Genomic DNA, 26,414 nt, shown 5'->3' with positions numbered 1-26,414 from the left:
GCTTTCGATACGGCGGGAATGCCCCACTGTCCGTAGCCAGCGAAGCTCTCGAATCACTACACCGAGTCTTTGTGCAAAGACAGCCGCTACGTGCGTGCAGTGGTGATTTCCGTTGGCAAGGGATAGGCGCCCTTGGTGGCACGCCAATGGGCAACGGCAAAGCCAAGGATGACGATGGCAAATCCCTGATGCAAGAGGCCCAGGCTCATCGGCACCTGCATCAGCAGCGTGGTGATGCCGATGGCTGCCTGCGTGAGGACAAGGACCACCAGGAATATCGCACGCCGCGCATGGGTTGTACCCGGCAGACGCCGCACCGTCGAGACCGCCTGCCACAGCGCCGCAAGCAGCACGAAATAGGCGAAGCAGCGGTGAACGAACTGCACGGTCTTCGGATTCTCGAAGAAATTGTGCCAGATGGGCTGGATCGGGAACATGTCGCCGGGAACAACGGCCCCATCCATCAGCGGCCAGGTATTGTAGGAAAGACCGGCATCCAGCCCGGCAACCAGGGCCCCGAGGTAAATCTGGATGAAGACAAACACCACGAACCATCCGGCCAGACGCTGGGTGCTCCGGCCAGCGGAGCTTTCCGAATAGACGGCAAGCCCGCGTGCCACATACATCACGGCGGCAAAAATGATGCAGGCCAGTGTCAGGTGCGTCGCCAGCCGGTACTGGCTGACGTCGACGCGGCCGCTGAGGCCCGACGCAACCATCCACCAACCCACGGCGCCCTGCAGGCCGCCGAGCGCCAGGATGCCGATCATGCGCGGCTTCAGCAGCCGTTCAAGCCGGCCGGTCAGCCAGAAGAAGGCAAGCGGAATGGCGACGAGGAAACCGACGCCCCGCGCCAGGAACCGGTGCGACCACTCCCACCAGAAAATGCGCTGGAATTCACCAAGGCTCATGCCCTTGTTGAGCTGTTCGTACTGGGGAATGAGCTTGTATTTCTCGAACTCTTCCAGCCATTGGGCGTGGTTCAAGGGCGGGATGATGCCGTGGATCGGCTTCCATTCGGTGATTGAAAGGCCCGAACCGGTCATGCGCGTCGCACCGCCCACAAGAACAATCGTGGCAAGCACAAGCAGCACCAGATAGAGCCACACGCGGATCAGCCTGCGGTTGCGCGCTTCGCGATCTCCGGCGGAGGACACAGCGCCTTCGGATAGGGTGTGGGCGGCCATTCAAAACACTCCTGTAACTGGCCGGATAGGTGCAGCATATGCGCCGGGATGACAAGCCGGGTTTACGCGACAAGCCGTCGCGTTTTTACCGCAAGGGGGGCTTTTTTGCTTTTCGCCCGCGGCTTAACCGGTTAGATGAGACCCTTGCGCACGTGTTGCAGATGAAAAAGACCAGAACTGGAATGGATTCATGCCCGTAAGGCTCAAGAAACTCATCGGAACCATCCTGCTGGTTACCCTGGTTTGCGTCTACACCATCGTCGCCACGATCTTCGCCGTGGCGCTGCTTGCCAATGCCAGCCCGTGGATCCACCTGATCTATTTTCTTGGCACCGGCCTGCTTTGGGTCATTCCCGCCATGTTCATCATCAGCTGGATGGAAAAGGCACCGAAGAAGAAAGCATAACTCAGGCCTGAATGACGCGCCGCCCGGCATTGGCAATCGGCGTTGTCACACCACTCATCATCGTCTTCGCATAGACAAGCTTCTGAAAACGGCCATTGATCGAAATGCGCGGCAAGGCATGCAGATTGTTGCTGTGCTCGGTATGGATGGTGCCGTGGCGCGTGGTGACCGCCGACAGAAAACCTTCCGATGCCGCAATGTCGGCTTCCCGCCGCCCGGCAGCCTTGGCCGAGCCGTAGGGATAGGCAAAATGCTGCGGCCGCCGCCCGAGCTGGTCCTCGATCATGCCTGCCGACAGATGCATTTCCTGCGCGACCATGCCCGCCGTCAGCTTTTTCAGATTGTAGTGGTGCACCGTATGGCCGCCGATGGTGCACAGCGGATCGCGGTTCATCTGGCGGATTTCGTTCCAGCTCATGACATCGCGGTCCGGCGCGACGCTGCACACCATATCTTGCGCCGCGCACATCTCGCGCAGGACAGGCATCTGTTCCAGTTCGGTCAGCGTATATGAGAAATACCGCATAATGGCATGAAAAGCCGACCTTTTCTGGGAAAGCGTCCCGCATCGCCATTCCGGCCCGTCGGGGATTCGGATGAAATCCGCCTTGGCGACAAGACTTTCGACGACTTCCCACCACAGCACCGCCGCACCTTCGATGAAACCCGGCGCGACGTACACGACGAACGGCACCGAATGCTTCTGGAAGACAGGATAGGCGTGGTGGAAATTATCGTCATAGCCATCGTCAAGCGTCACCGCGACGAAACGCCGGTCGGAACGTTTGCCGCTCTTCACCCGTTCGACCACCTCGTCCATGGAGATGAACTCGGTTCCCTCGGATTTGAGCGAAACGATGATCTGTTCAAGGAACGCTGGCGTGATGGACAGGGAGCGCGTCACGCCAAGCGGGCTGACGCAGTCCGGACGGACGCGATGCAACATGATGATCGAGCCCAGCCCGCCAAAATGCTCGCGCGCCGTCGACGCAAAACCGGTGTGCCACGCCAGTCGCATCACGGCCTTTCGTATCAAGTCGGCCGCGTGGACCATTCCTTCACCAATTCGCGCTAATAGGCATGTTGAAACGGGATCGTGACCGTCATTTCATGCAGATTAAGTGTTTATATATCGTTGATCAACGGCATGGTATTTGACGCAACACCGCTTTCACTGGAACCCGCCATGCCTTTAGCCCATCTCGATCCAAGAATCATTGCGGCACCCGGTGAAATCGCAACAATCTGGCGAGCCCTGCCGCAGAACCATGTCTGCGGCCCGGCACAGTCCGAAGATTGGGTTTCCCTGTGGCAGTCGACTGTCAATGCGGATTGCCTGATCGCCTGCCTCTGCGCCGGAGAAACACCGGTCTTCATTCTGCCGCTGGCGATCAGCCGGTCCGGCCCCTTCAGGGTCGCAGCCTACCCCGGCGGGCCGCATGCCAACTGCAATTTTCCCGTTGTGTCCCCCGCGCATGCCGTCAGCCCCGGCGACCTGAACCGGCTCTTCGAGGCCCTGCACCAGTTGCGGCCGGACATCGATCTCGTCACGCTGGAACGGCAGCTTTCGCTGCTCGACGGTTGCGCCAACCCGCTGCTGCAACTACCGAACCGGGTAAATGCCAATATCAGTCTGGCGATCACGCTGGACCGCAATTTTCAGACGGTTCTCGAGCGCCACAATGCCAAGCGCAAGAAGAAAAAGCACCGCAACAGCATCGGCAAGTTTGCCGAGGCCGGCGGGTACCGCATTGTCACGGCAACGGTGCCAGGCGAGGCCGATGCCATGCTTGAGAACTATCTTGCAAACAAGGCGGAAAAGTTCGCCCGATCCGGGATCAGAAACACGTTTGAACCCGTGGAAATCCAGCGTTTCTTCCGGCAGTTGTTTGCCCGGCACGCGGCGAAGGAACAGCCCCTGTTCCAGCTCAAGGCCGTCGAGGTCGCCGGGCGCTATCGCGCGGTCCTCGGCAAATCCCGGGCGAGAACGCAGACCTTCATCGACTTCATCGGTATTGCCGATGATGACATGAGCAATGCCAGTCCGGGTGAGTTCCTGTTTTTCGAAGACATTCAGGACAGTTGCAACACCGACCTTGCCTCCTACAGTTTCGGGGTTGGCGACGAGCCGTACAAGCGGAACTGGTGCGATGTCGAAACGCTGCTCCATGACACGCAGCACAGCCTGACGGCCAAGGGCCGCGCCTGTGCCGTCTACCGCGCCGCCCGCGGCAATCTCGTGCGTGCCGTCAAGAGAAATGACCACCTGTGGACCACGGTGAAAAAACTGCGGTCCCGGCTCTTTGGCCGTGCCTGAACAGTCTCAGTGGCGATGGCTCGTGGCAGCGGCGCGGACAATCAACCCGTCGTCCAGCTCAAGCGAGCCATCCTTGAACGGGGTGAGAAGCTCGGGCTTGATGAACTCGCCGTCAAACAGCGCCATGGATATGGCCTTGACGTCACGGTCTTCGGGATCGACCAGGCTCAGCACAAGTTCGGAACCATCGTCGACAATGTGCTTCAGCTCGGCCGCCGTGGCCGGTCCGCTGTCGATGACCACCAGATCATAGGCGGACTGCAAGGCATTGAGAATCATCGGCAGGCGCCCGATGGACTGCATGGCCTTGACGGGGTCGTGGATGCCGAGGGGGATGAGTTCCGCCTGCGAGTAATGATCAGCGTGGATGACTTCGCTGAATGACCGCTCATTGGCCAAAAGGTCGGTCATCCCCGCGAGATTCTGGCCATCCAGCATGGAACGGCCGATTTCACCCGATCCGGTCATATCGATCAGAACGACCCGCACACCGCGATCGGCAAGCTCCCGCACCAGCAATATGGTCAGCGCGGAGGCCTCGTCCCCTTCCGGCGACACGATAACCGCGCGGGCGGCACCGCTTGCCATCAGGCGGTCGGCAACGCCGGCAACACCCGAATGATCCGCATGGTGATCGGGACTTTCTACCGATGGCGCTGCCACCTGAACCGGGGCTGCAACGGATGGCGCCGTGAATACCGGTGCGGCAACCGGCAACGGCTCCGCATGCAGGGGCTTGCTGTTTTCAACCGGAGGCACAGCCGCTGCCACGATTTTCGGGGGAGTGACCACCTTGGGTTCCACTACGTCAGCGCCTGCCGCCGCCGCACTGTGCGCAGGACGCAGAGCCCGACCGCTGAACAAGGCGCTGAGCAGCGTGCCGATGCTGAGGATCAGCAGCGAGGCGACAAAGGCCGCAGCGGTCATCGGGAGAACCTTGGGGAAATAGGGCTCGACCGGCTTGTCCGCACGGGAGAAAATCCGGACATCGGCGGGCAGATAGCCGCGATCCGTGCGTGAGGAAGCCTCGCGGTAACGCGTCAGGTATGATTCGAGCAGCTGGCGCTGCGCCGTCGCCTCGCGCTCCAGCGCGCGCAATTCCACTTCTTCTTCGCCGGCCTTGGATGATTGCGCCTTCAAACCGTTGAGAGTGCGCGTCAGTTCGGCCTCACGCAGACGGGACGTTTCCGCCTCGTTTTCAAGGCTGGCAAGCACCTTGCGCGCCTCCAGCCTGATCTGCTGATCGAGATCGGCCAGCTGCGACCGCAGGGCCTTGATGCGCGGGTGGCCGCTGAGCAGGGATGCGGACAGATCGGCAATGTCGTTGTTGAGCTGAACTTGGCGTTCGCGCAGCCGCTGGATCAGCGGCGACGCCATCACATCAGGCAGGGTTTCCACCGGGGCACCCTTGGCGAGCGCCGTGCGAATACCCGTCGCTTTGGCTTCACTGGCCGCCTTGCTGGCGCGCACGCGCGACAGTTCCGATGACAGTTCGGACAGTTGCTGCGTGGCCAAAACCGCATTGTTCTGGCCGATCAGCAGGTCAGACGAGCTGCGATAGGCGGCAACCTTGGCTTCGGCATCCTTTACCCGCTTGCTCAGATCGGCAATTTCAGGTTCGAGCCAGCCGGTGGCATCGGCATTCGACTGGGATTTCGACGCCTGTTGCGTTGCCACATATTCATCCGCGATGGCATTTGGCACGGCGGCAGACAGCGTCGGGTCCTTCGAGGAAAACTGGATGACGATGACGCGCGAATTCTGCACGCTGTAGACCACCAGGCGATCGCGCACGGCCTGCAGGATATAATCATCGCGTGCCGTGGCATCGGGATCGGCGGCCAGGCCAAGCTTGGCCAGGATACGCGTCAGCGCTGAAGGATCGGCACCAGCAGCCAGTTCAGCATTGTTGCCCAGGTCGAGTTTTGCGATCACCCGCTTCAACAGGTCGGACGAACCGATGAGTTCCACCTGGCTCTTGATTCCCTCCTGATCGAGAATCGGCCGGTCGTCACCCTGCTCGCCGCTGGGGCGGGTAAACACGGATTCGCGCGTCTCGATGAGAATGCGTGTTTCCGCGCGGTATTTGGGCGAAATAAGCGAAAGAACCAGGAACGCCGCCAGCGTCAGCAGAATGGCGCCCAGCAAAACGCGCACCCTGTTGCGCCATAAACTGGCAAACAGCGCACCAACGTCAATATCCACGTCACTATCGACAGAGCCAGCCCGAGGCATTCCCCACTCCACTTTGAATGCCGCAATGGTAAAGACCCATGGTAACCAGCGGGTTAAAATATCCGGCACTATAAAGCAGACTGCGCAACAAAAGTGCACATGCAGTTTACCAGCCATTAACCCTAATGAACTGATAATCCCGCTCAGAGTCGAGCGAATTCGTCGCCATTGTTGCAAGGGTATTTACGGTGTTCAGCAAGCAAATCTTTCTGGTCGCGATCAGCGTTGTGTCGATGACACTCGGCGGCTGCGCCAGTTATCGCCCTGCCCCTGCGGCATTTCATGACGCCATCAACAAGCCCTACCTGCTCGATGCGGGTGACCGGGTGCGCCTGACCGTGTTCGAACAGGAAGGCTTGACCAATACCTACAGCGTTGATCAGGCCGGTTATATCTCGGTGCCGCTCATCGGCAGCGTGCCTGCCCGCGGCAAGACAATCCAGCAGATCGAAGCCGCCGTGGCCGCCAAGCTGCGCAAGGGCTATTTGCGTGACCCCGATGTCGCCGTGGAAGTCGATCGCTACCGGCCGATCTTCGTCATGGGCGAGGTCGGTGCTGCCGGTCAGTATTCCTACGTGCCGGGAATGACCGCCCAGAAGGCGATTGCCGCTGCCGGCGGTTTCAGCGCCCGGGCCAATCAGGGGGATGTCGACATCACCCGCCAGCTCAACGGTGAAATCCTCACCGGCCGCGTGACGATTTCCGATCCCGTCCTGCCCGGCGATACCGTCTATGTGCGCGAGCGCTTCTTCTGATCGCGGGAGATGAGCGACAGCCGATCCCTTCGTATTGTTCACTGCTTTCGCGCACCTGTCGGGGGAATATTCCGGCACGTGCGCGATCTCATTGATGCACAGATAAAGGCAGGACATCAGGTCGGCGTTGTCTGCGACGCCTCGACCGGCGGGGATTTCGAAGAGGCCCTGCTGGCACAGATGCGGGACAAGCTGGCATTGGGGATGAAACGCATTGCCATGCAGCGGCAGATCGGCCCCGGCGATGTGATGGCGGCGGTGCGCACCCGCAAGACGCTCAAGGCAATGCAGCCGGATATCCTGCATGGACACGGCGCCAAGGGCGGCACCTATGCCAGACTGTTCGGCTCGCTGCTGCGGCTTTCGGGAAAGCGCGTTGCGCGGTTTTACTCCCCGCATGGCGGCAGCCTGCACTACAGCCCGGCCACCACGGCTGGCCGCGCGATTTTTCGCATCGAGCGGTTCATGGAAGGGATGACCGACCGGATCATCTTTGTCTCCGCTTTCGAGCGTGACACATACATCACCAAGGTCGGCGCACCGCGCTGCAAATCCGCGCTGATCTACAACGGTCTGGCGGATGCTGATTTTGAACCTGTCCGGCCGGACAAGGATGCTGCCGATTTCCTGTTCATCGGCGAACTGCGCAGCCTGAAGGGGCCTGATATTTTTATCGACGCCCTGGCAGGTGTGAGCACCATGGGCGGACAAGCGCCGACTGCCGTCATGGTCGGCGATGGCGGCGAGCGCGATCCGCTTGTCCGGCAGGCTGAAGCGACGGGCATGCGCGCGCGCATCAGATTCCTGCCGCCCATGCAGGCGCGCATGGCGTTTCGTCTTGCCCGGATTGTGGTCATTCCCTCCCGCGCTGAAGCCCTGCCCTACATTGTCCTGGAGGCGCTGGCCGCCGGTCGGCCCGTCATCGTCAGCCGTGTCGGCGGCATTCCGGAGATCGTGGGTGAGAATTCCGTCGCCCTGGTGCAACCGGATGCGCAGGAGCTTGCCCGCAAGATGGCGGCCGTTCTCGGCGATCCCGCCGCCTATCAGGCTGCCCTTCCCGGTCCCGATCAGATCAGGCAACGCTTCAGTGCCGACAGCATGGCGGCGCAGCTCGAGACGGAATATTTCGCCGCGCTGAATGAATAGGCCGAACCCCGTCCGCATGCATTTTTCAGGCAAGCATTCCTTAGCTCATCCGTGATATGACGGATCAATCGAACTCTTCAAGGTGCAGTATGAAAGACAGAAAAGGGGAAAACAGGTTCTCGCGGGATGCCGTGCGCGATCTTGCGGCCGATGCCGGATCGTCCAAACCGGCGGAAAAGGCCAAACTCAGTCCTGTCGCCTACCAGATTGCCTCGCAATATGCGCGCAACAGCAATTCGCCCGTCATGATCAGCGGCATCATGCGCATCGTGGAATTCCTGATTATCCTGTTGACCGGCATGACGGTCTTTCTGATGTATGTCGGCCTGCAACGGGGGGCAATCTTCAGTTATTTCTCCGCCGTTCTTGTAACCGCCATTGTCGGCGTGCTCGTCCTGGAACTCACGGACAGTTACCAGCTTGCGGTGATGCGCAATCCGTTCACCCGATTCGGCCGCCTGCTGATGGCGTGGTCCGGCACCTTTGCGCTGATGGCGCTGGCTGCCTTTTTCCTCAAGATTTCCGAAGCCTATTCGCGGGTCTGGCTGGGCACCTGGTATGTCTCCGGGCTGATCCTGTTCATTGCCTTTCGCGTGATCATGTCGCGGCTTATCCGCCGCTGGGCCCGCAACGGCAAGATGGAACGCCGCGCCGTGATTGTCGGTGGCGGCAAGCCGGCCGAAGACCTGATCCGCTCGATCGAGCAGCAGCCCTACAACGATATCCGCATCTGCGGCGTCTTCGATGACCGGGATGCCAAGCGTTCTCCGCCCGTCGTCGCGGGTTATCCCAAGCTGGGCAATATTTCCGAGCTGATCGAGTTTGCGCGCATCGCGCATATCGACATGCTCATTGTCTCCCTGCCGATCACGGCGGAAGAGCGCGTTCTGGCGCTTCTCAAGAAGCTCTGGGTCCTGCCGGTGGATATCCGGTTGTCGGCCCACAACAATCATCTGCAGTTCCGCCCGCGCGCCTATTCCTATATCGGCTCGATCGCCATGATCGATCTGTTCGACAAGCCCATCAATGATTGGGATTCCGTGGCGAAACGGGCATTCGATATCGTCTTCAGCCTGTTCGGCATCATTGTCTTCAGCCCGATCATGCTGGCGACCGCCCTCGCCATCCGGCTGGAGAGCAAGGGCTCGGTCATTTTCAAGCAGCGGCGGCACGGCTTCAACAACGAAATCATCGAGGTCTGGAAGTTCCGTTCCATGTATACGGAAATGTGCGATCCGACGGCGCGCAATGCGGTGGTCAAGAACGACCCGCGCGTCACGAAGGTCGGACGCATCATCCGCAAGACATCCGTCGACGAATTGCCGCAGTTTTTCAATTCCCTGATGGGAACGCTTTCGCTGGTCGGGCCTCGGCCGCACGCCATATCGGCCCATACCCACAATCTGCTCTACAATGAGGTCGTGGACGGCTATTTCGCCCGCCACCGGGTCAAGCCGGGTGTGACGGGGTGGGCTCAGATCAATGGCTGGCGCGGTGAAATCGATACGGAAGACAAGATTAAGATGCGGACGGAGTTCGATCTCTACTACATTGAAAACTGGTCATTGTGGTTCGATCTGAAAATCCTGTTCCTGACACCGGTCCGCCTGCTCAACACGGACAACGCCTATTGAGCGCCGCCGACGACCCCACTGATTCAGCCCGCGTCGGCAGGGCCGCCGGCAACCGTGCGCTGATCCGGATGTTTTCGATGACAGCCGTCGGATTCGGCGTGTTCCTCAGCGGGTTCGTCATCAACGAACCCGCGCCCTACGAATTGTACATGGCCACCCTGATCGTGGGCTGGGCACTCTTCGGCCTGCGCTTCTCGCGCAGCGTGGTGGTTCTTCTCGCAACGCTTGTGCTGTTCAATCTCGGCGGCTGGCTGTCGGTGGCGCAGATGGCCGATCTGAAGACAGCACCGATGTATATGGCCGTGTCGCTGTTTCTGGCACTCACGTCGGTGTTCTTCGCTGCAATCATCGAAGGCAACCACCGCATTCTGCAGGCGATCTTCAACGGCTATGTGATCGCGGCGGTCTGTACGACGATGCTGGGGATTCTCGGCTATTTCGATGCCTTCCCGGGAGCGGAGGTTTTTACGCGCTATGGCCGCGCCATGGGCGCCTTCAAGGATCCCAATGTCTTCGGCCCCTTCCTGATCCTGCCGATTGCCTGGCTGGTGCATGGCATATTGGTGGGCGATCTGCGCACCCTGCCGCTGCGCCTCGTGCCCACGCTCATCCTCACCCTCGGCGTTTTCCTGTCGTTTTCCCGTGCCGCATGGGGCATGGCCGTGCTGGTGATTGCGGGCCTTGCCCTGGCGCTGTTCATCCGCAGCCCGAGCCGCCTCTTCCGCATCAGAATCATCCTGCTTGCCGGCCTGGCGGTCGCGATCCTCCTCGTCGCCATCGTCATCGCGCTGCAGATTCCGAGCGTGTCGGAACTGTTCTTTGCGCGCGCCCAACTGGTGCAGGATTACGACAATGCCCAGTTCGGACGCTTTGCCCGTCACTGGTATGGCCTGCTGATGTCGGTCGATCATCCCCTCGGCATCGGACCGCTGGAGTTCGGGCCCATCTATGGCGAGGATACCCACAATATCTGGCTGAAGGCGGCGCTCGATTATGGCTGGATCGGCTTCGTCAGCTACCTGACTCTGACCATGCTGACGCTGGGTCTCGGCCTGCGCATCCTGTTTCGCGACAGGCCCTGGCAGCCCTTCCTGCTATGCGCCTATCTCACCTATCTCTCGCACGTTGCCATCGGTAATGTCATCGATACCGATCACTGGCGCCATTTCTACATTCTTGTGGGTATCATCTGGGGCTGCGTCGCGCTGGAAGCCCGATATTCGCCGGCGCCCACTGCTTCTGAAGCAAGGGGGTGAAGCCGTGGCGACAGGCTTTACCCAAGCACTTTTTCCTATGAATTCCCGTTATATATTTAGCGTAAATAGGCACTTCGGAACCACAGTCGGATAATCACTTATAATGGATTTCCAATGTCGTCTCCGTGCGTTACCTTGAGAAAGACGCAATTTCAACGCAGCATCAGGCGATTAAATCAAGCTTCTTATACAAGTAGAATTTATAAACTACCGGTTGCATCCAACACATAAAATAATGGGTGGAAATGGTCATTGACGTTTTTAGATACCGATAATCCGAATTATTCAACGGCCGACGGCGAACTCATGCAGCAGGCGCTGGACGGGGCGGCAAGGACGTTGAAGATCGAGGATGACAACGATCCGGAACGGAAAATTCTGGAGCGTTTTGTCCGTGCCGCATTCATTATCGGCAACCGGGATGCCGAAGCGATAGCCCGATTTGCCGTGAATGCTGTCCTTGTCCGGCGGAAAACCGCCAAGGGCAGAATCCGCCCTACCCCCGGAAATTACCGATAAACTGCCGGAATGCGGGCGAGGTTGCGCCGCTGAACATCTCCGCTGGCGAACCGTCGCAATCGATCAGCCCTTCGCGCATGAACACGACGCGGTTGGAAACATCCCGCGCAAAATTCATTTCATGGGTCACGACAAGCATCGTCATCCCCTCCTCCGCCAGCGAGCGCATCACCCGCAGCACTTCACCGACCAGTTCGGGATCGAGCGCCGAGGTGGGCTCATCAAACAGCATGACCTTCGGTTTCATCGCCAGGGAGCGGGCAATGGCTGCCCGCTGCTGCTGACCGCCGGACAGATGGGCCGGATAGGCATGGCGCTTTTCAGCGATCCCCACCTTTTCCAGAAGCGCTTCCGCCTCTGCAATACATTCCGCCCGGGGGCGTTTGAGCACGTGAACGGGGCCTTCAATCAGGTTTTGCAGGATGGTCATATGCGACCACAGATTGAACGACTGGAACACCATCCCCAGTTCCGCGCGGATATGGTCCACCTGCTTCGAACTCGCCGGGACATTCCTGCCGTGCTTCCTGACCATGTTGATATGTTCGCCATCCACCCAGATCTCGCCTTCATCGGCAATTTCAAGAAGATTGATGCAGCGCAGGAACGTCGATTTGCCCGAACCGCTCGACCCGAGAATGGAAATGACGTCGCCGTCATGGGCTTCGAGCGAAATCCCGCGCAGGACTTCCAGTGAACCGAACTTCTTGCGGATATTGCGCACGGAAAGCCGGTTGACGGTTGCTGCGGCGGGATCGGCGGAATGTTCATGCACCATAATACAAGGTTCCTTACGGCAAACGCGGAACAGCGCGCCGATGGTGGGAAAGCCGGTGTTCCAGCAGCGCCATGGCCTGCAGGATCAGGAAATTGAGGATGAGGTAGATCGCCGCCGCGCACAAAAACACTTCCATGGTGCGGTAGGTCTGCGAAATGAGACGCTGTGCCACGCCCGTAACCTCCCACACCGTCACGAGGCTGGCGAGCGCGGTCGATTTGACCATCATAACGATTTCTGTCGAATAAGCCGGAAGCGCATGGCGGAACGCGATCGGTCCGATGATCCGCCGGACGAGCAGAAAACCCGACATGCCGATGGAGCGCGCGGCCTCGATCTCCTTGACGGAAACCGCCCGCAGACCGCCGCGAAATATCTCGGCGGTATAACCCGCCGTGCACAGCGCGAGGGAAAGCACGGCGCAGACAAAGGGTTCGCGCAGGAACGGCCAGAGAAAGCTGTAGCGGATGAAACCGAACTGACCGAGGCCGTAAAACACCAGGAACATCTGGATCAGCAGCGGCGAGCCGCGGAACACGAAAATGTAACCCTTGGCAAAATTGCTGAGGATCGGGTTTTTGGCGACACGCATCCACACGATCAGCAGGGCCAGCAGACCGCCGAAGAAGATCGAGAGGAAAAACAGCGCCAGCGTCATCGGCACCGCTGCCAGCAGGGTTTTCATGGTCTGGAAAATGAAGACAAAATCCATGACCGCTCCTCAGGCCTGACCGAGGGACGACGGCATGGAGCGGTTGGCGCGCCGCTCCGCCCGGTTGAACAGCCGGTCCGACAGGCTGGTCAGAACGAGATAAAGACAGCCGCCGGCAATGAAGAACAGGAAATATTGCCGGGTCGATCCGGCGGCGACCTGGCTTGTGCGCATCAGATCCGCCAGCCCGGTCACCGAAACCAGCGCCGAGTCCTTCAGGCTCAGCTGCCAGACATTGCCGATACCGGGAATGGCGAAACGCAGCACCTGCGGCGCGATGATGCGGCGAAAGCGCAGGCCGCGATGCATGCCGATGGCCTCTGCGGCCTCCAGTTCCCCCTTGGGAATGGCCAGAAAAGCGCCGCGATAGACCTCCGCCTGATAGGCGCCGGAGATGATGCCGACCGCCAGCGCGCCCGCGGCAAAGGACGGCAGTCCGAGAAAGCCTTCATAGCCGAGATAGCGACCGATGGCGGTGACGGCGCCCGATCCGCCGAAATAGATGAGATAGATGATCAGAAGTTCAGGAACACCGCGAAACACCGTCGTATAGGTGTTTCCGAGCGCGCTCAGACCCCTGTTTCCCGACAGTTTCGCCCAGGCGACCATGGTGCCGAGAACAGCGCCGAGCAGCAGGGCGACGATGGTCACGCACAGGGTCATCAGCGCACCGGCGATAAGCAGCCCGCCCCAGCCCTGCTGTCCAAATCCGAGCACCTCGATTATCCACATGCGCCGTGTTCCCGCTCCGCCCGGTTGATCCGGTTTTTCAGAGTATAGGCGGGCATTGTCAGATGCTGCAAATGCCCGCCTTTCTGACAATGCCCCATTCATCCAGAGGGCGTTACCGCCTCGCGGCGATCATCACGGGCTGACGTCGGTCTTGAACCACTTCATCGACAGGGTCTTGACTGTGCCATCCGCCAGGGCGGCGGTGATGGCCTTGTCGAACATGGCCTTCAGATCCGTATCGGCCTTGCGGATGCCCAGCCCCTCGCCGATGCCGAAGATCGTACCGCCGAATTCAGGGCCGGTGAAAACCAGCGCGCCGTTGGCCTTTTCGAATGTCGTGCCGAAATACACGGCATCGTCGAAGGCAAGATCAATACGGCCGGACTCCAGATCGAGATCGCGCTCCGCGCCGGTCTTGTATTCGCGCACGGTGGCGATGCTGCCGAAATTGTCATAGATGAACTTGGCATAGACGGTCGCCGCCTGGATGCCGATGGTCTTGCCCTTGAAGGCCGTCTTCATCGCCTCAATTTCGGCAACGCCGGTCTGCCCCGGCGTGAGCTTGAGAACAGAACCGGTTCCGGCCGCATTGGCCAGCGGGCTGTCCTTCTGGGTGGCGAAACCCGCATGGGTATTGGCATAGGGGATCGTGAAATCGATGACCTGCTTGCGCTCGTCGGTGATCGACAGCGCATCCATGATAACATCGAACTTGCCGGCGTTGAGCGCTGGAATCATGCCATCCCAATCGGAAGCCACCAGTTTGCACTCGATCTTCATCTCGGCGCACATATGTGCGGCCAGTTCCGGCTCGAAGCCGCCCAGCGTCCCGTCCGGATTGGTGACATTCCAGGGCGCATAGGCGCCCTCCAGTGTGATCGTGACGGTCTTCCAGTCCTTCGCATGGGCCGCAGACATGGACAGCGCGGAAAGCGCCATCGCACCCGACAGCAGGAGCTTGTGTAGTTTCATCAGCCTTCTCCTCTTGAGGTTGGCAAGTGTTGAACCCGTGTTCCCGTGCCACACTGCGGTGGCTTTTGAGCTTTTGTCTTTTGGCAAGTTGTATATGGTACCTTATGACATCCCCTGTGCCGCGCAAGAGGGAAAGTCGCACAGCGAGGCAAATTCTGATCCTGCACAAGGAATGGGCAATGAAGGGCCTGCGATGACCGATGCCATGCTCAAGAAGCAACCCGCCACACGCTATGGTGCACCGCTTTATGCCCATGTGAAACGGATGATCCTCGGCCGCATTCACAGCGGCGAATGGCCGCCCGAGCATCGCGTCCCCTCGGAGAACGAGCTGGTAGCCGGATTGGGCGTCAGCAAGATGACCGCCAACCGCGCCCTGCGCGAGCTTGCCAATGAGGGTGAGCTGGTGCGCATCCGCGGCGTCGGCTCGTTTGTCGCGGCGCGCAAGGGTCATTCAACGCTGTTCGAAGTGCGCAACATCGCCGATGAAATCATCGAGCGCGGCCATGTCCACAGCGCGTCAGTGGTTCGTCTCAATCGGGAGAACGCCGCCTGTGCCGTCGCCGATGCGCTTGAACTGCCATCCGGCGCACCCGTCTTTCACTCGGTGATCGTGCACCGGGAAAACGGCATCGCCGTGCAGATCGAGGATCGTTTCGTCAATCCGCGCGCCGCTCCCGATTATCTGGCGCAGGATTTTACGGCGCGTACGCCCAACGCCTATCTCAGCGCGATTGCCCCCCTCAGCGGGTCGGAGCATATCGTCGAGGCTGCCATGCCGTCGGCACGCGACCGCAAGCTGCTCGGCATTGCGCGCAGCGAGCCATGCCTTGCCATCCGCCGCCGCACCTGGTCGGGCGATACCGTGGTCTCGCTGGTCCATCTGGTCTATCCCGGCAATCGCTACCGGCTGGAATCGCGGACGGGTGCCACGCCGGAGAAGCTTTGACGCACTTTACCAAGCAAAAAAGCCAGACGCGAGGTCTGGCTTTTTGATAACCGATCTATCCAACCAATGAATGATCTGGCGGGATAAATGGTCGGAGCGGCCGGATTCGAACCGACGACCCCTTGACCCCCAGTCAAGTGCGCTACCGGGCTGCGCTACGCTCCGCCGGTGCCGAACCCCTAGAATATTGGGGTTTTTTTGGCAATAGCCGATTTGGAAGAAAAAGAACAAACTGCACACAAATGCACGGCCTGGGCGTTTTCAGCACGGACCGTCCCACGGATTTCTTTACCTTCCCCAGCCTTGCCTCATACTCGCCGCGCTAAACGGGATGATTCGAATGTCGAATTCGGATTTCATTTTGGAGGATTGTGATGTTGGTCGATTTCCAGGGCAGCTATATCGAGAGAGCGGCCCTCGTCATTATGCACTATCAAGCCGACGTGTTTGCAATCCTGTTCGGGGAAGAGCCGTCGCCCTTGCTGGATCGGTGCAACACACTGATCAGGCGCTGGCGCGCCACCGGCCGGCCGGTGCTGTTCCCCAACTTTTCGCTGGGCGAAGCCTATGAACACGCACCGCCGGCGAGCAACCGCCAGATTTCGCCCTATATATCGTCCGGACACTTTCGTACCGGCCGCCCCGTTGCGGGACTTGCGATCGAACCGGGTGACCTTTTCTATGCATGTCCGCGAGCCAGCGTTTTTCATGGCACGTCGCTCGACGCCGATCTTCGGACGCGCGGTGTAAGCACCCTTGTCATGGCCGGAATAAGCACCACCGGCGTCGTTCTTTCCAGCGTCACCTGGGCCAGCGATGCCGACTACGATGTGCGCCTGGTCGAGGACTGCTGCTATGATCCCGATCAGGAGGCGCATGACGCTCTGTTCCGCTCCGGGTTCGGCGGACGCGTCCAGGCCCACACACTTCAGGAGAAACCATGTTTGACCATGTGAAATTCGGCGTAACCGACTATGCAGCCAGCAAGGCGTTCTATCTCAAGGCACTCGAACCGCTCGGTATCGCTGTCATCGCAGAGGGGACCACACCGGCGCAGGGTGCCGAGCTCAGCCCAAAGGGCAAGGCCTCCCTGTGCCTGTACCAGACCGAGGAGAAGCCGGCGCATCTTCATCTGGCGTTCACGGCCGAGAATCGCCTGCAGGTCGAGGCTTTCCATCGGGCGGCTCTGGCCGCGGGCGGTAAAGACAATGGCGCGCCGGGTCTGCGCCCGCGCTATCATGCGAACTATTATGCGGCTTTCGTCGTTGATCCGGACGGGCACAACATCGAAATGGTTTGCCACGAACCCGAGGCCTGAGGGAGGGCCACGGAAAGACGGGCGAGCCAAGGTCGTCGCCCGTCTCAAATGGACAGGGGTTGTGCCATATTCGGCTGAATCTAAAGCGCGATGGCGTGCCTGTTCTTTCCCGCAGCTTTTGCCTGATACAAAGCCTTGTCGGCCTTATCCAATAAAACGCCGGCCGCACTTCCGTGCCGCGGCGCAAGGGCAATTCCCATGCTGGACCCCACTTCCACGCTGCTGCCGACGTTCAAGCGGATGCGCTCGCCTATGTTTTCAGAGATTGACGCCGCAAACGCCGTAAGGTCCTGATCGTCCTCGCCCGCTTTCACAACAACAAACTCATCACCGCCAATACGGGCCGCTGCGTCTTCGGGCCCGAGATTGGCTAAAATCCGCCTCGACACTTCAAACAGCACCTCATCGCCGCTTGCATGGCCATATTGATCGTTGACGAGTTTGAAGCCATCCAGATCGAGGTAAAGCACGGCAAAGCCTGTCTGATCCTGCTGCAGCGCCGACAAACGATCATTGATGTGTGCCAGCAGACCCGTGCGGTTCAACAGGCCGGTCAGCGCATCTTCATTTGCCCGGCGCTCGTTTTCGCGTTCAGCCAGCTTTGTCGCAATCAGCATCGCGTTGAGCTTGTGCGAGGCCATGGCCATGCTGATGAGATAAAGCGGAATTTGCAAAAGCGTGACGTATAAGATCGGCTCGCTGGACAGCGCACCGCCGAGGCAAGCAGGCCCAAGGCTCAAGATGATCATGACCGAGGCAAGACGCGGCGCGCCAAAATTGCGAAAGCAGATGCCCCCCACCATGGCGCCGGCGGACAGGCAGGCGAGCGTTGCCACCACCCAATCCCCGCTCATCATACTGATGAAACAGCCGTAACCGACGGCGCCTGACCAGGCCAGAGCCAGCAGAATGTAAATGTCGGTAGGCGTGGCTTTGCCCGCTTTGGCATTCCTGTGGCTGATGAGCAGCACCACGAGCCTCGTGCCGCAAATCAGCAATTCGCATCCCAGCCAGAAGATGAATTCCGGTCGCGGTATCCGGTAGGCGATGAACGCCGATACCAGAATTGTATTGATAACGCCGCCGGCAAAAATCGGTAATGTTCCGAACAGGCTCGCAATCAATTCCGATCGAATATAGCCAGGCACATTGGATCCAGCATCGGCCAACCAGCGTGTCAGCCGCCATCTCGGTACACTGAATCCTGAAATATCCTCGCGCATAGGCACCTGCTCCGTTGTCGGCGAGATGCCTAGCGAAGAGTCGTCAAGAATTAGAGAATCCCGTGACAGATCCGAACCGGATAGTTAGAAATGCCTTAAGATGTGAACAGCGGTCCTGATGACCGGGCATCATCGCATCGGCAACGGATTTTCCGACCACGAGGGATCGCCTGCCGGATTTGCCGACCAAAACCGAATACCCGTGAAATCGATCGATTGCACATTGTCCGGCAGGGCATCACGATAAATGCCAAAGCGCGGCTGGACGTCGATAAACGGGCGGCCGGAATCATCACGGGCACCATGATCGGGATAGCCGAGAAGCCCTGTGTAGGGATCGCAACCGCGCCCGTTGAGCCAGACCTGCACCTGGCTTGCCCCTTCCTTCAGACTGGGCTTGATCATGACCTTCACATCATTCCAGTGATCCAGGTCCAGGTGCCATGGACCGCATATTATTCTGGATTCCCCGAGATTGCAGTCGCTGGTTCCGCGCACCTTGACCAGGAAATCCGCCCCCGTGGCCGACGGGCGGGCCTCGACCTTAAACAGGGGATTGGCGGCGGGACACGCCCCTTGCGGCTTCTCGTCACGCGCCTGGATGTTCTGTTTTACCTGATGAATGACGGTCCGGTTGCCAATGCCCTGCCAGGGACGTTCGAGACGGAACCGGAAGCGGTACCAGGTCGGCGCATCGAACTTGACGACCTCCTTTCGCATCTGGATTTCCACGCGTTCCGTCGATTTTTCGTCGGACTCTTTTTCAACGGCATCGCCCGGATGCACAGAGAGGCGCAGCACGGGCCCGGACGAAGTGGCAGCGCCGGAATCACAGGACAGACGCGACCGCCATGCCCCCTGATCCAATTTCTTGCTGATCTTCCATAGGCTAGGGGGATGCTGCGGATCGGGAGCGCACAGCTCGGCAAGGTCACCTGACAGAGCTGGAACCGCCTCCTGCGCTGCGGCGGACCCCACGACCATGAAGCTTAGGCTGAAGAAAACACAAGCTATCCACGAAAGACGTGCGTTCACGAAACGAGCTCCCCCTGTCCCATATCCTCTCATTCCCCTTGGTCATAAGCCGCAATCCCAATGGCAACATGACATAAAAGTATAAACCTGCATAAAACTGTACATTGCCAATGACGCTTGTCCTTGCTCAGGCAAATGTGCGGATCGCGGGATGTTGAAACCGGCGCAGATTGGCGCCGAGCTGTTCAAAGTCCTCTGTCCGAGGATCGCTGCGCCGCCAGGCAAGGACAATGGTGCGGGCATATCCGCTGCCCTGCAGCGGCAGATAGTGCAGCCCATGAACGTCACTCACCGCAAGAACGGGCAGCAGGGTACATCCCTCGCCTGCGGCCACCATATATTTCAGGGTCTCCAGGCTGGTCGCGTGCCGGTTGGTGGTGTCGATCTCCGCACAGGCGGCAATGGCCTGATCCCGCAGGCAATGCCCCTCCTCCAACAGCAATCGCTCGTGGGCGGACAGATCTTTCCATCCGGCACCGCCAGCCAGCGTTGCCGCATGTCCCTCGGGACAGGCCATCACGAACGGTTCATGAAACAGCGGGATTTCGCTCAAGCCCGGCTCTCCGGACGGTGTCGACATGAGCACGGCATCGAGGTCACCGCGCAGCAAAGCCGTGACGAGGTCGTCGGTGCGCCCTTCACCCAGCACGAAGGCAAGCGCCGGATAGTGCGCGCGCAAGCTCTGGAGAATGCGCGGGAAATAATAGGGGCCAAGCGTGGCGATTGCCGACAGGCGCAACGTGCCGCCGAAGGCCTCCGACGAGCGGACGGACAGATCCAGCAGCCGGCGCGCCTCCAGCACCACACGGCGCATCTGGTCAAGGAGCTCCTGACCCTGCGGCGTGACGATGACCCGCCGCGTCGTGCGTTCGAAGATCACCGTCTTCAGCCGCGTCTCGAGCTTGCTCACCTGTACGGAAAGCGAGGGCTGTGCAACCCGGCACTGTTCGGCGGCCTTGCCGAAGCTGCCCAGATCCGCAACCGCAATGGCATATTCCAGATCGCGAAGCGACAGGCCGGACAACGTCATGACGATTATGCTCCCTTCAATACAGGCCAATGGTTGAGTCACCTTCCCGCGATTGGCCCATCGCATGGCGGCATGACCTACTCATAGCTTATGCCTATTAGAATATGACAATTCTTATATTATGCCAATGTATATCAGCGCGGTATATCGGACATGCCTGACAGGGCGCGCATGAGCAGCGCCCGGGGCAAACGAGCCAGGCCTGGTAAGGGCCAAGGCATTCCCCGTTGTGTAAAGGAACGAATAATGACGACGAACGAGCAGATACCGGTCAAGGAGATGGAAGTCGCGGCCACGATCAAGGCGCTGAATGCCGCACTGTCTGAAGCGGGTGTAGAGGCCGACAAGATCATCTCGATCCATTTCGTCCTGGGGGTCAAGGCAACGGTCGGTCAGCCGGTCGAAGACAGGTACCGGGTCCATTACCGCAGTTGAAGGAACGGCATGGCACGACGCGGGTAACGTGACGGCTTGATTGTGACAAATGCCTTTGGCAAGTGAGCTTCGCTTGAGCAACCCAAGCACGGGGTCCAGTGCGTGCCTGCCTTCGCTCGGCACTGCACTGGGCCTCGCCACAGGCGCATCCGCGCGCCGGCAGACATGCTGTCCCCGAGGCCTGACTGCATCTCAGTTTCGGCTCAGGTTCGGATAATCTCCTGCTCAGGTTCTCGTGTTATCACCCGCACGTTGTCACCTTCGGGCAACGGAGGCTCGGCATCCCATCACCCCCCGATGCCCCTTGCCGGGCCTCACCCGAAGGATACTGGCAATGCGCAACGTGAAGTTTGCGCCGCCCGCACGCCGACATCCGGCTTTACCCTAAATTGCAGATTGTGACGGATTGGAACCAGGCGTTGAATGCGCTATGGGGTATGCATGAAGCTCATTCAAATCGCCGCGTGGCTGCTGTTCGCAGCCATACTTTTCATCACTGTCGACCCCATCAGCCTGCGGCCGGAGAGCGGCTTGCCGGTCAATGTCGAGCGCTTTGCAGCTTTTGCCGTGCTTGGCTTCGTCTTTGCGGCGGCCTATCCGCGGCGGTGGCTGCTCATCCTGGTTTTGGTGGTTGGCGCGGCTTTCGGTTTCGAGCTGGCGCAGATGCTTGCCCCCACCCGGCATGCCCGGCTGCTCGATGCCGTAGTGAAGGCGGCGGGCGGAGCCTTCGGGGTTGCCGCAAGCACAATCTTCCTGCGCCTTTTGCGCTAAGGGGATTCGCCCCGCCATTTGCCAACGGCAAGCCCCGGAAGCATTTTACCTGCGGCGGGCCGTCTGGAAGCGGATATCGCCCGCAGCGGCCAAAAGGATAATATCGTCGCCCAGCGACCATTCTGCCGCCCGCGCCGCCAACCGAGCGGGAACAGCCTCCGAATTGCCCGGACCAGCCGGCACATCGTAGGTTGCGTGGCCATCATGGGAAAGGATCACCGCAAATCCCTTTTCCAGCGCGGCTCGCGCCGTCGCTGCCAGGCACATTTCCGACAGCATGCCGCAGATCGCCATTGACCGGACCCCATGCGCCCGGAGCACACCCTCAAGACCGGTGCCGTCGAAGCCGTTGTCCCTGGACTTGCGGATCACCACCTCGCGCGCCTCGGGCGGAAAGAACAATTGCCAGCCATCGGTATTCGGCGCGTCAACCGCGCCGGCAGGACCGTCATTCTGCAGGAAGACAACCGGCACCTTGGCCGCGCGCGCATTCTCGAGAAGCCTTTTCACCGCACCCTGAAGCTGGACGCAATCCGGAACGGCTTCGGCTCCCGTGATGAAGGCATTTTGCACATCGACGATCACCAGGGCGTGGGCCGTTATCTCATCTTGCGTGAACGCCAAGTCTCCACCCTCCTCCGTCCGTAGCGCCAACCGATACGACAGTCTCGCGCCGAGGTTTATTCACTGTTTCGTGTATGGCCAGCCCGGCATTTGAACCCCGGATATATTCCAAACCATCCGGAATCATTGCATATATGAGGTCTCTCAAAAAAAGTCATAAGACATGAGGGGGTGTGGAACATGCGAACAAGAATTAAGTTTCTGGGACGACAGAGCTGCAAGGAAAAAATCATCGTTCAGGCGGAGGAGCAGAGCCGCGCTGCTCAGATGAATTTTCAGGATTGCACGGTCGATGTGCCGGCGCTCGTCAGGCGTATACGGCGAAAGGCGAGAATTAAACTTCTGACTGCGCACAGATAATCCGGATTTCGGATGTGGCATGTCACCCATGCGTGTCTTGCGGCTGGCTGCAGCCATTGTTGAATGGCGTATCAATTGCGCCCAGAATCAGCCACAACCAAGCTGCCCGCAAGGGCAAGGCGCGACTGCTATCAACTTAAGGATAGGGTCGGGCGGGCTGATTGACGTCTCACCCGCTGCCACGAACGGACGTGGCCGCCTCCAGACTCATCCCGCGCGGTCAGGCACGGGGAACAGCAGATCCACCAGACCGCCGGACGCCACGCAGCTGACGGAAATACCAAGCGAAAACCTGATAATATTTACAAACCCTATCACAATTTTGTTACAATAGCATGATATGCTTGTACGTTAAAGTATTCATACTGATTATACTTGATATTAACCCCGCGTTAACTTATAGTTGCAAATCCGCAACAATAAAAATCCCATCGCTCCCGGCATTAAAGATTTGTAATTTGACATTTGACTCTACGACCAAAGTCGCAGAATACCGAATTGTCACTACCAATCTCATGGAGAGCAACAATGAACATTAAGAGCCTGCTACTCGGCTCCGCTGCAGCTCTGGTTGCAGTAACTGGCGCGCGCGCTGCTGACGCAGTTGTCGTCGCCGAACCTGAAGCTGTCGAATACGTTCGCGTTTGCGATGCATACGGCAAGGGCTTCTTCTACATTCCTGGCACCGAGACCTGCCTGAAGATCGGCGGCTATGTCCGTTACGACGCCAAGGGCGGCGACAGCGTATACACCGGCGGCCATGTCAGCGGCATCAAGGGCTCCGACGGCCTGAACGAAGACACCTATTACAAGCGCACACGCGCCACTGTTCGTTTCGACGCTCGTTCGGAAACAGAACTCGGCACACTGCGTTCGTACATTGAAACACGTTTCAACTACACGAACGGTTCCAACAGCGGTGGCCTCATTCCTAACGCGTTCATCGAGCTCGGCGGTTTCCGCATCGGTGTTGCTGACGAACTGTTCGGTTCGTGGACCGGTTATGCCGGCAGCGTCATCAACGACGACGTGATCAACTATCAGTCCGGCACTTCCAACCAGGTTAGCTACACGTTCGCAGCTGGCAATGGCTTCTCGGCCATGATCGGTGCTGAACAGGGCGAATCCGAATCCGACAACGACGGCGTTTCGCACGACTACCGCATCAACGATTACATGCCGCATGTAGTCGGCGGCGTGAAGTACGAGCAGGGTTGGGGCGGTATCTCGGCTGTTGCTGGTTATGACTCGGTTATCGAAGAATGGGCCGGTAAGGTTCGTTTGGACGTCAAGTTCACCGACACTGTCAAGGCATTCGTCATGGGTGGCTATCAGTCGAACTTCGACGATAACTACGCGCATGCACGCAGCCTGAACTGGTTCGGCCGCTGGGAAGGCGACTGGGCTGTTTGGGGTGGTCTGTCCGCCAAGGTTACGGATAAGGCAACTGTCAATGCACAGGTTGCATACGAATCCGAAGGCACCGTTGCTGGTACTTTGAACCTGGCATACGAGCTCGTTCCTGGCTTCACAGTTACGCCAGAAGTCAGCTACACCAAGTTCGACGGTCATCGTAAGGATGTATCGATTGCCAACGGCGGCAACGACGATGCATTCGGCGGCATGATCCGCTTCCAGCGCAACTTCTAATCCTTAACAGGATTTGAAGATGTATCCGGGGCCCGTCCCCGGATACTCAGGCCTTGGCCCAACAAACATATGAATTGTGTTTGGCAATGGAGAAGGACTGCATTGCTGAACTGCGATGATGAGATCTCCAGTCACGTCATTTTTTGAAACGGTGGGCTTCACGGCTCACCGTTTTTTACATGTGCAGCGCTCCGCGCGCTGCACGCCGGCCGGATCGACATGTTGTGATTTGGAAACCGGCACGTTTCCCGCTATATTCCGCCCTGGAATGCAGGAGGTTACGGATATGCGTGATCTTGATTTCTTGCTTGCAGTCATTGTGATTATCTTGCTGGCGTACCAGGCGAAACCGTCGCACCGGGTGTAAACGGCAAGAGTTGACTGACCTCTCCATTGAATGATCCAGGCAAGGATCGACTGTCCGTCGTATGATCCGGGAATATCCGTATACGAACCACAGCATTGGGCTTTCGGCATGGGCCGGGAGCGGAACGTCGTCAGGGAGCGAATGAACTATGGGAGAAGCGATTCTTCACACGCCGCACCATGCACAGCCTGCATCGCCCAAAACGATGCAAAAGGTGAGCAAGCAAATTCCTAAAATTGCCTGTGACCCGACAAAACTCTCTTCGATCCTGCGGTTGGCCAAAGGCGGATTCAGCCACCGGCGCTTCAAGCATGACACCAAGTAGGTTTTGACCGGAGAAACAAAAAGCCCGTTATCGGAACACCGATAACGGGCATGCGGGGGTGTCCGCCGGAGCAGCGTTTGCCGCTGTCTTATTTTGGCAGGAGAACCTTGTCGATCACGTGAATGACGCCGTTCGACTGCTTGACATCAGCGATCGAGACGTGAGCGACGTTGCCCTTCTCATCCTTGATCGAGATTCTGCCGCCCTTTTCGCTGACGGTCAGAATGCAACCACCGACCGTCTTCACCTTGTGCGAGCCGCCATCGTCCTTGATCATCTTCTTGATCGTCATGGACATGGCGTCAGCAGCCACCACATGGCAGGTGAGAACCTTGGTGAGCGTCGCCTTGTTTTCTGGTTTCAACAGCGTCTCGACAGTGCCTTTTGGCAGCTTGGCGAAAGCTTCGTTGGTTGGCGCGAATACCGTAAACGGTCCCTTGCCCTGAAGCGTTTCGACAAGACCGGCCGCCTTGACCGCGGCGACAAGTGTTGTGTGGTCCTTGGAGTTGACCGCATTCTCGATGATATTCTTGTTGGCATACATCGGTGCGCCGCCAACCATCGGGTTGTCCTTTGCCAATGCTGCTCCGCTCAGTGCTGTAACCGCCAAAAATCCGGCGAAAATACCTGCAGTCAATTTACCCATTGTATTGCTCCGCGTTTGCCTCCCCTTCCTGGGGAATGCAAACAAGAACGAGGGCTTGACCGGGAAAGTTTCCGGCAGGTGCATTAATTATTTTTCCGGGCGCTGACATCAGGACAAAAACCGGGGGAACCGAAGCGGCCCCTGCCCGTTATAGGCTTGTCATGCACAGGAGCATATGAAGAATGGCAATATTTTCCAAAACCACCGATGATATCCAGGACGATGTCGAGGCGCAGATTGCAGCCTTGCGCAAGGAAGTGTCGAAACTCACGGCCAATCTCGCCGACATGGGCGGCGAAAAGCTGGACGACGTGAAACGCGTTGCCTCCAACCAGGTGCGCTATGCCGCCGATGCGGCCAAGGAAAACCCGCTGGCAACCCTTGCCATCGTGGCGGGTGCAGCCCTGCTCATCGGGCTTGTTTCAAGACGCTAACGAAGGGTGATGGCCATGGACAGTGCTGAACCAAGCCGTAACGATGAGGATCGCGCCCGTTTGCAGCGTGAAATCGAAGATCTGAAGCGCGATCTGGCGGCGCTGACGCAGTCGCTCGCCGACAAAGGCGTGCAACTGCTCGATGATCTCGAAGGCGATGATTCCTCGGCCTTTGACGCCATCAAGGACGGCGGACGGCGGGCAGCACATGCTGTCGGCCATCAGGCCCGCAAAATCGGCGGTATCCAGACGCAGAATTCCGTGTCGACGCTGATGGTCATTGCAGGCCTCGGCATCGTCATCGGTATGCTGGCCCGTTAAATCAGTTCCCAAATTTTTTCAAAATATTTTGGAACTTTTGGCGGATGGCGGCGTTTCCACAATACTGGTCCCCCAACCAGCTAGGCTGTACCCCACAGCCAACCCCAAATCCCAGCTTTCACTCCCCGTGGAAGCTGGGTTTTTTATTGGCGGGAGCGTGGTGCGTGGTTCGACAAGCTCACCAAGAGGGAATTCATTTGATTGCAAGGCCAATCGGATAGGTTGCAGCATATGGCTCCCTGCAATCCTCAACCGCCCTCATGGTGAGCTTGTCGAA

At 58.9% G+C, this 26,414-nt stretch carries 28 protein-coding genes and 1 tRNA gene; 16 read left to right on the top strand and 13 right to left on the bottom strand.

Annotated features, from left to right (window positions below; all coding sequences use genetic code 11):
- Positions 1-86 precede the first annotated feature (86 nt).
- A complete protein-coding gene (locus tag ACIQWS_RS06450) occupies positions 87-1,187 on the bottom strand; it encodes a COX15/CtaA family protein (RefSeq protein ID WP_403173044.1) in 1,101 nt (366 codons plus the stop codon).
- A gap of 190 nt (positions 1,188-1,377) precedes the next feature.
- On the opposite strand from ACIQWS_RS06450, the gene ACIQWS_RS06445 reads away from it, so the two are divergent.
- The gene (locus ACIQWS_RS06445; protein WP_403173040.1) at positions 1,378-1,593 is read left to right on the top strand and encodes a DUF2842 domain-containing protein; all 216 of its coding nucleotides are present in this window, start codon (positions 1,378-1,380) and stop codon (positions 1,591-1,593) included.
- A gap of 1 nt (position 1,594) precedes the next feature.
- On the opposite strand, the gene ACIQWS_RS06440 is transcribed toward ACIQWS_RS06445, so the two are convergent.
- On the bottom strand, positions 1,595-2,611 hold the full coding sequence (locus ACIQWS_RS06440) for a polysaccharide deacetylase family protein (protein ID WP_403177542.1): 1,017 nt from the start codon (positions 2,609-2,611) through the stop codon (positions 1,595-1,597).
- A gap of 168 nt (positions 2,612-2,779) precedes the next feature.
- Between ACIQWS_RS06440 and ACIQWS_RS06435 the strand changes: the two genes are divergently transcribed.
- Positions 2,780-3,910: a GNAT family N-acetyltransferase gene (locus ACIQWS_RS06435; RefSeq protein ID WP_403173036.1), complete on the top strand. Its 1,131-nt coding sequence runs from the start codon at positions 2,780-2,782 to the stop codon at positions 3,908-3,910.
- 6 nt (positions 3,911-3,916) lie between these two features.
- On the opposite strand, the gene ACIQWS_RS06430 is transcribed toward ACIQWS_RS06435, so the two are convergent.
- Positions 3,917-6,145: a Wzz/FepE/Etk N-terminal domain-containing protein gene (locus ACIQWS_RS06430; RefSeq protein ID WP_346304986.1), complete on the bottom strand. Its 2,229-nt coding sequence runs from the start codon at positions 6,143-6,145 to the stop codon at positions 3,917-3,919.
- Positions 6,146-6,378: 233 nt separating this feature from the next.
- On the opposite strand from ACIQWS_RS06430, the gene ACIQWS_RS06425 reads away from it, so the two are divergent.
- The 5 genes from ACIQWS_RS06425 (at position 6,379) to ACIQWS_RS06405 (ending at position 11,455) form a co-directional block, all read left to right on the top strand.
- Positions 6,379-6,900, top strand: a complete 522-nt coding sequence (locus tag ACIQWS_RS06425) for a polysaccharide biosynthesis/export family protein (RefSeq protein ID WP_223615777.1) — start codon at positions 6,379-6,381, stop codon at positions 6,898-6,900.
- Positions 6,901-6,909: 9 nt separating this feature from the next.
- The gene (locus tag ACIQWS_RS06420; protein WP_403173029.1) at positions 6,910-8,046 is read left to right on the top strand and encodes a glycosyltransferase family 4 protein; all 1,137 of its coding nucleotides are present in this window, start codon (positions 6,910-6,912) and stop codon (positions 8,044-8,046) included.
- 89 nt (positions 8,047-8,135) lie between these two features.
- Entirely contained in the window at positions 8,136-9,680 is a 1,545-nt protein-coding gene (locus ACIQWS_RS06415) for an undecaprenyl-phosphate glucose phosphotransferase (RefSeq protein ID WP_346305542.1), read from the top strand.
- A gap of 77 nt (positions 9,681-9,757) precedes the next feature.
- Positions 9,758-10,936: an O-antigen ligase family protein gene (locus ACIQWS_RS06410; protein ID WP_403173010.1), complete on the top strand. Its 1,179-nt coding sequence runs from the start codon at positions 9,758-9,760 to the stop codon at positions 10,934-10,936.
- 252 nt (positions 10,937-11,188) lie between these two features.
- The gene (locus tag ACIQWS_RS06405) at positions 11,189-11,455 is read left to right on the top strand and encodes a hypothetical protein (protein WP_288193337.1); all 267 of its coding nucleotides are present in this window, start codon (positions 11,189-11,191) and stop codon (positions 11,453-11,455) included.
- Here the strand turns inward: ACIQWS_RS06405 and ACIQWS_RS06400 are convergent.
- From ACIQWS_RS06400 to ACIQWS_RS06385, 4 genes are all read right to left on the bottom strand, one after another.
- The gene (locus tag ACIQWS_RS06400) at positions 11,433-12,233 is read right to left on the bottom strand and encodes an ABC transporter ATP-binding protein (RefSeq protein ID WP_223615742.1); all 801 of its coding nucleotides are present in this window, start codon (positions 12,231-12,233) and stop codon (positions 11,433-11,435) included. The genes ACIQWS_RS06405 and ACIQWS_RS06400 overlap by 23 nt on opposite strands.
- Before the next feature lie 13 nt (positions 12,234-12,246).
- Positions 12,247-12,945 (bottom strand): ABC transporter permease subunit, encoded by a 699-nt coding sequence (locus ACIQWS_RS06395; RefSeq protein ID WP_346306002.1) that lies wholly within the window; start codon positions 12,943-12,945, stop codon positions 12,247-12,249.
- 9 nt (positions 12,946-12,954) lie between these two features.
- Entirely contained in the window at positions 12,955-13,677 is a 723-nt protein-coding gene (locus tag ACIQWS_RS06390) for an ABC transporter permease (protein ID WP_346306001.1), read from the bottom strand.
- 132 nt (positions 13,678-13,809) lie between these two features.
- Complete coding sequence (locus ACIQWS_RS06385) at positions 13,810-14,649, bottom strand: transporter substrate-binding domain-containing protein (RefSeq protein WP_223615739.1); 840 nt, start codon at positions 14,647-14,649, stop codon at positions 13,810-13,812.
- A 193-nt stretch (positions 14,650-14,842) separates the two neighbouring features.
- Here ACIQWS_RS06385 and hutC point away from each other — a divergent pair, with 193 nt between their 5' ends.
- Complete coding sequence (gene hutC / locus ACIQWS_RS06380) at positions 14,843-15,598, top strand: histidine utilization repressor (RefSeq protein WP_403172996.1); 756 nt, start codon at positions 14,843-14,845, stop codon at positions 15,596-15,598.
- A gap of 88 nt (positions 15,599-15,686) precedes the next feature.
- Here the strand turns inward: hutC and ACIQWS_RS06375 are convergent.
- Positions 15,687-15,763 (bottom strand) — tRNA-Pro (locus ACIQWS_RS06375).
- Between the two features lie 209 nt (positions 15,764-15,972).
- On the opposite strand from ACIQWS_RS06375, the gene ACIQWS_RS06370 reads away from it, so the two are divergent.
- The gene (locus ACIQWS_RS06370; RefSeq protein WP_403172991.1) at positions 15,973-16,554 is read left to right on the top strand and encodes a cysteine hydrolase family protein; all 582 of its coding nucleotides are present in this window, start codon (positions 15,973-15,975) and stop codon (positions 16,552-16,554) included.
- Positions 16,539-16,916, top strand: a complete 378-nt coding sequence (locus ACIQWS_RS06365) for a VOC family protein (RefSeq protein WP_403172987.1) — start codon at positions 16,539-16,541, stop codon at positions 16,914-16,916. Before ACIQWS_RS06370 ends, ACIQWS_RS06365 begins: the two co-directional genes overlap by 16 nt.
- Before the next feature lie 80 nt (positions 16,917-16,996).
- Here ACIQWS_RS06365 and ACIQWS_RS06360 read toward each other — a convergent pair whose 3' ends face one another.
- The 3 genes from ACIQWS_RS06360 to ACIQWS_RS06350 form a co-directional block, all read right to left on the bottom strand.
- Positions 16,997-18,139 carry a diguanylate cyclase gene (locus ACIQWS_RS06360; RefSeq protein WP_403172977.1) on the bottom strand — a complete coding sequence of 381 codons (1,143 nt, stop codon included), beginning with the start codon at positions 18,137-18,139 and terminating at the stop codon, positions 16,997-16,999.
- A gap of 129 nt (positions 18,140-18,268) precedes the next feature.
- Complete coding sequence (locus ACIQWS_RS06355) at positions 18,269-19,174, bottom strand: heparin lyase I family protein (protein ID WP_403172966.1); 906 nt, start codon at positions 19,172-19,174, stop codon at positions 18,269-18,271.
- 127 nt (positions 19,175-19,301) lie between these two features.
- The gene (locus ACIQWS_RS06350) at positions 19,302-20,204 is read right to left on the bottom strand and encodes a LysR substrate-binding domain-containing protein (RefSeq protein WP_403172958.1); all 903 of its coding nucleotides are present in this window, start codon (positions 20,202-20,204) and stop codon (positions 19,302-19,304) included.
- A 246-nt stretch (positions 20,205-20,450) separates the two neighbouring features.
- On the opposite strand from ACIQWS_RS06350, the gene ACIQWS_RS06345 reads away from it, so the two are divergent.
- Both ACIQWS_RS06345 and ACIQWS_RS06340 read left to right on the top strand, forming a co-directional pair.
- Positions 20,451-20,639, top strand: coding sequence for a hypothetical protein (locus ACIQWS_RS06345; protein WP_223615732.1), 189 nt, complete (start codon positions 20,451-20,453; stop codon positions 20,637-20,639).
- A 441-nt stretch (positions 20,640-21,080) separates the two neighbouring features.
- Positions 21,081-21,410, top strand: a complete 330-nt coding sequence (locus ACIQWS_RS06340) for a VanZ family protein (protein WP_403172953.1) — start codon at positions 21,081-21,083, stop codon at positions 21,408-21,410.
- Between the two features lie 45 nt (positions 21,411-21,455).
- On the opposite strand, the gene ACIQWS_RS06335 is transcribed toward ACIQWS_RS06340, so the two are convergent.
- Entirely contained in the window at positions 21,456-22,034 is a 579-nt protein-coding gene (locus ACIQWS_RS06335) for an isochorismatase family protein (protein ID WP_403172947.1), read from the bottom strand.
- Positions 22,035-22,922: 888 nt separating this feature from the next.
- Here ACIQWS_RS06335 and ACIQWS_RS06330 point away from each other — a divergent pair.
- Both ACIQWS_RS06330 and ACIQWS_RS06325 read left to right on the top strand, forming a co-directional pair.
- Positions 22,923-24,044, top strand: a complete 1,122-nt coding sequence (locus tag ACIQWS_RS06330) for a porin (protein WP_403172940.1) — start codon at positions 22,923-22,925, stop codon at positions 24,042-24,044.
- A gap of 515 nt (positions 24,045-24,559) precedes the next feature.
- Complete coding sequence (locus tag ACIQWS_RS06325) at positions 24,560-24,736, top strand: hypothetical protein (RefSeq protein ID WP_158531326.1); 177 nt, start codon at positions 24,560-24,562, stop codon at positions 24,734-24,736.
- Positions 24,737-24,824: 88 nt separating this feature from the next.
- On the opposite strand, the gene ACIQWS_RS06320 is transcribed toward ACIQWS_RS06325, so the two are convergent.
- Positions 24,825-25,382 carry a fasciclin domain-containing protein gene (locus tag ACIQWS_RS06320; RefSeq protein ID WP_346307113.1) on the bottom strand — a complete coding sequence of 186 codons (558 nt, stop codon included), beginning with the start codon at positions 25,380-25,382 and terminating at the stop codon, positions 24,825-24,827.
- Positions 25,383-25,564: 182 nt separating this feature from the next.
- Here ACIQWS_RS06320 and ACIQWS_RS06315 point away from each other — a divergent pair, with 182 nt between their 5' ends.
- On the top strand, positions 25,565-25,816 hold the full coding sequence (locus ACIQWS_RS06315) for a DUF883 C-terminal domain-containing protein (RefSeq protein ID WP_346307114.1): 252 nt from the start codon (positions 25,565-25,567) through the stop codon (positions 25,814-25,816).
- 15 nt (positions 25,817-25,831) lie between these two features.
- Positions 25,832-26,137, top strand: coding sequence for a hypothetical protein (locus ACIQWS_RS06310; protein WP_288193316.1), 306 nt, complete (start codon positions 25,832-25,834; stop codon positions 26,135-26,137).
- Positions 26,138-26,414 lie beyond the last annotated feature (277 nt).

This window comes from Phyllobacterium sp. NPDC097923 (assembly GCF_044760925.1).
In the GTDB taxonomy this organism is placed as follows: Bacteria; Pseudomonadota; Alphaproteobacteria; order Rhizobiales; family Rhizobiaceae; genus Phyllobacterium; species Phyllobacterium calauticae.
The sequence above is the reverse complement of the archived record's forward strand: the minus strand, read 5'-3'. Positions and strand labels throughout refer to the sequence as shown.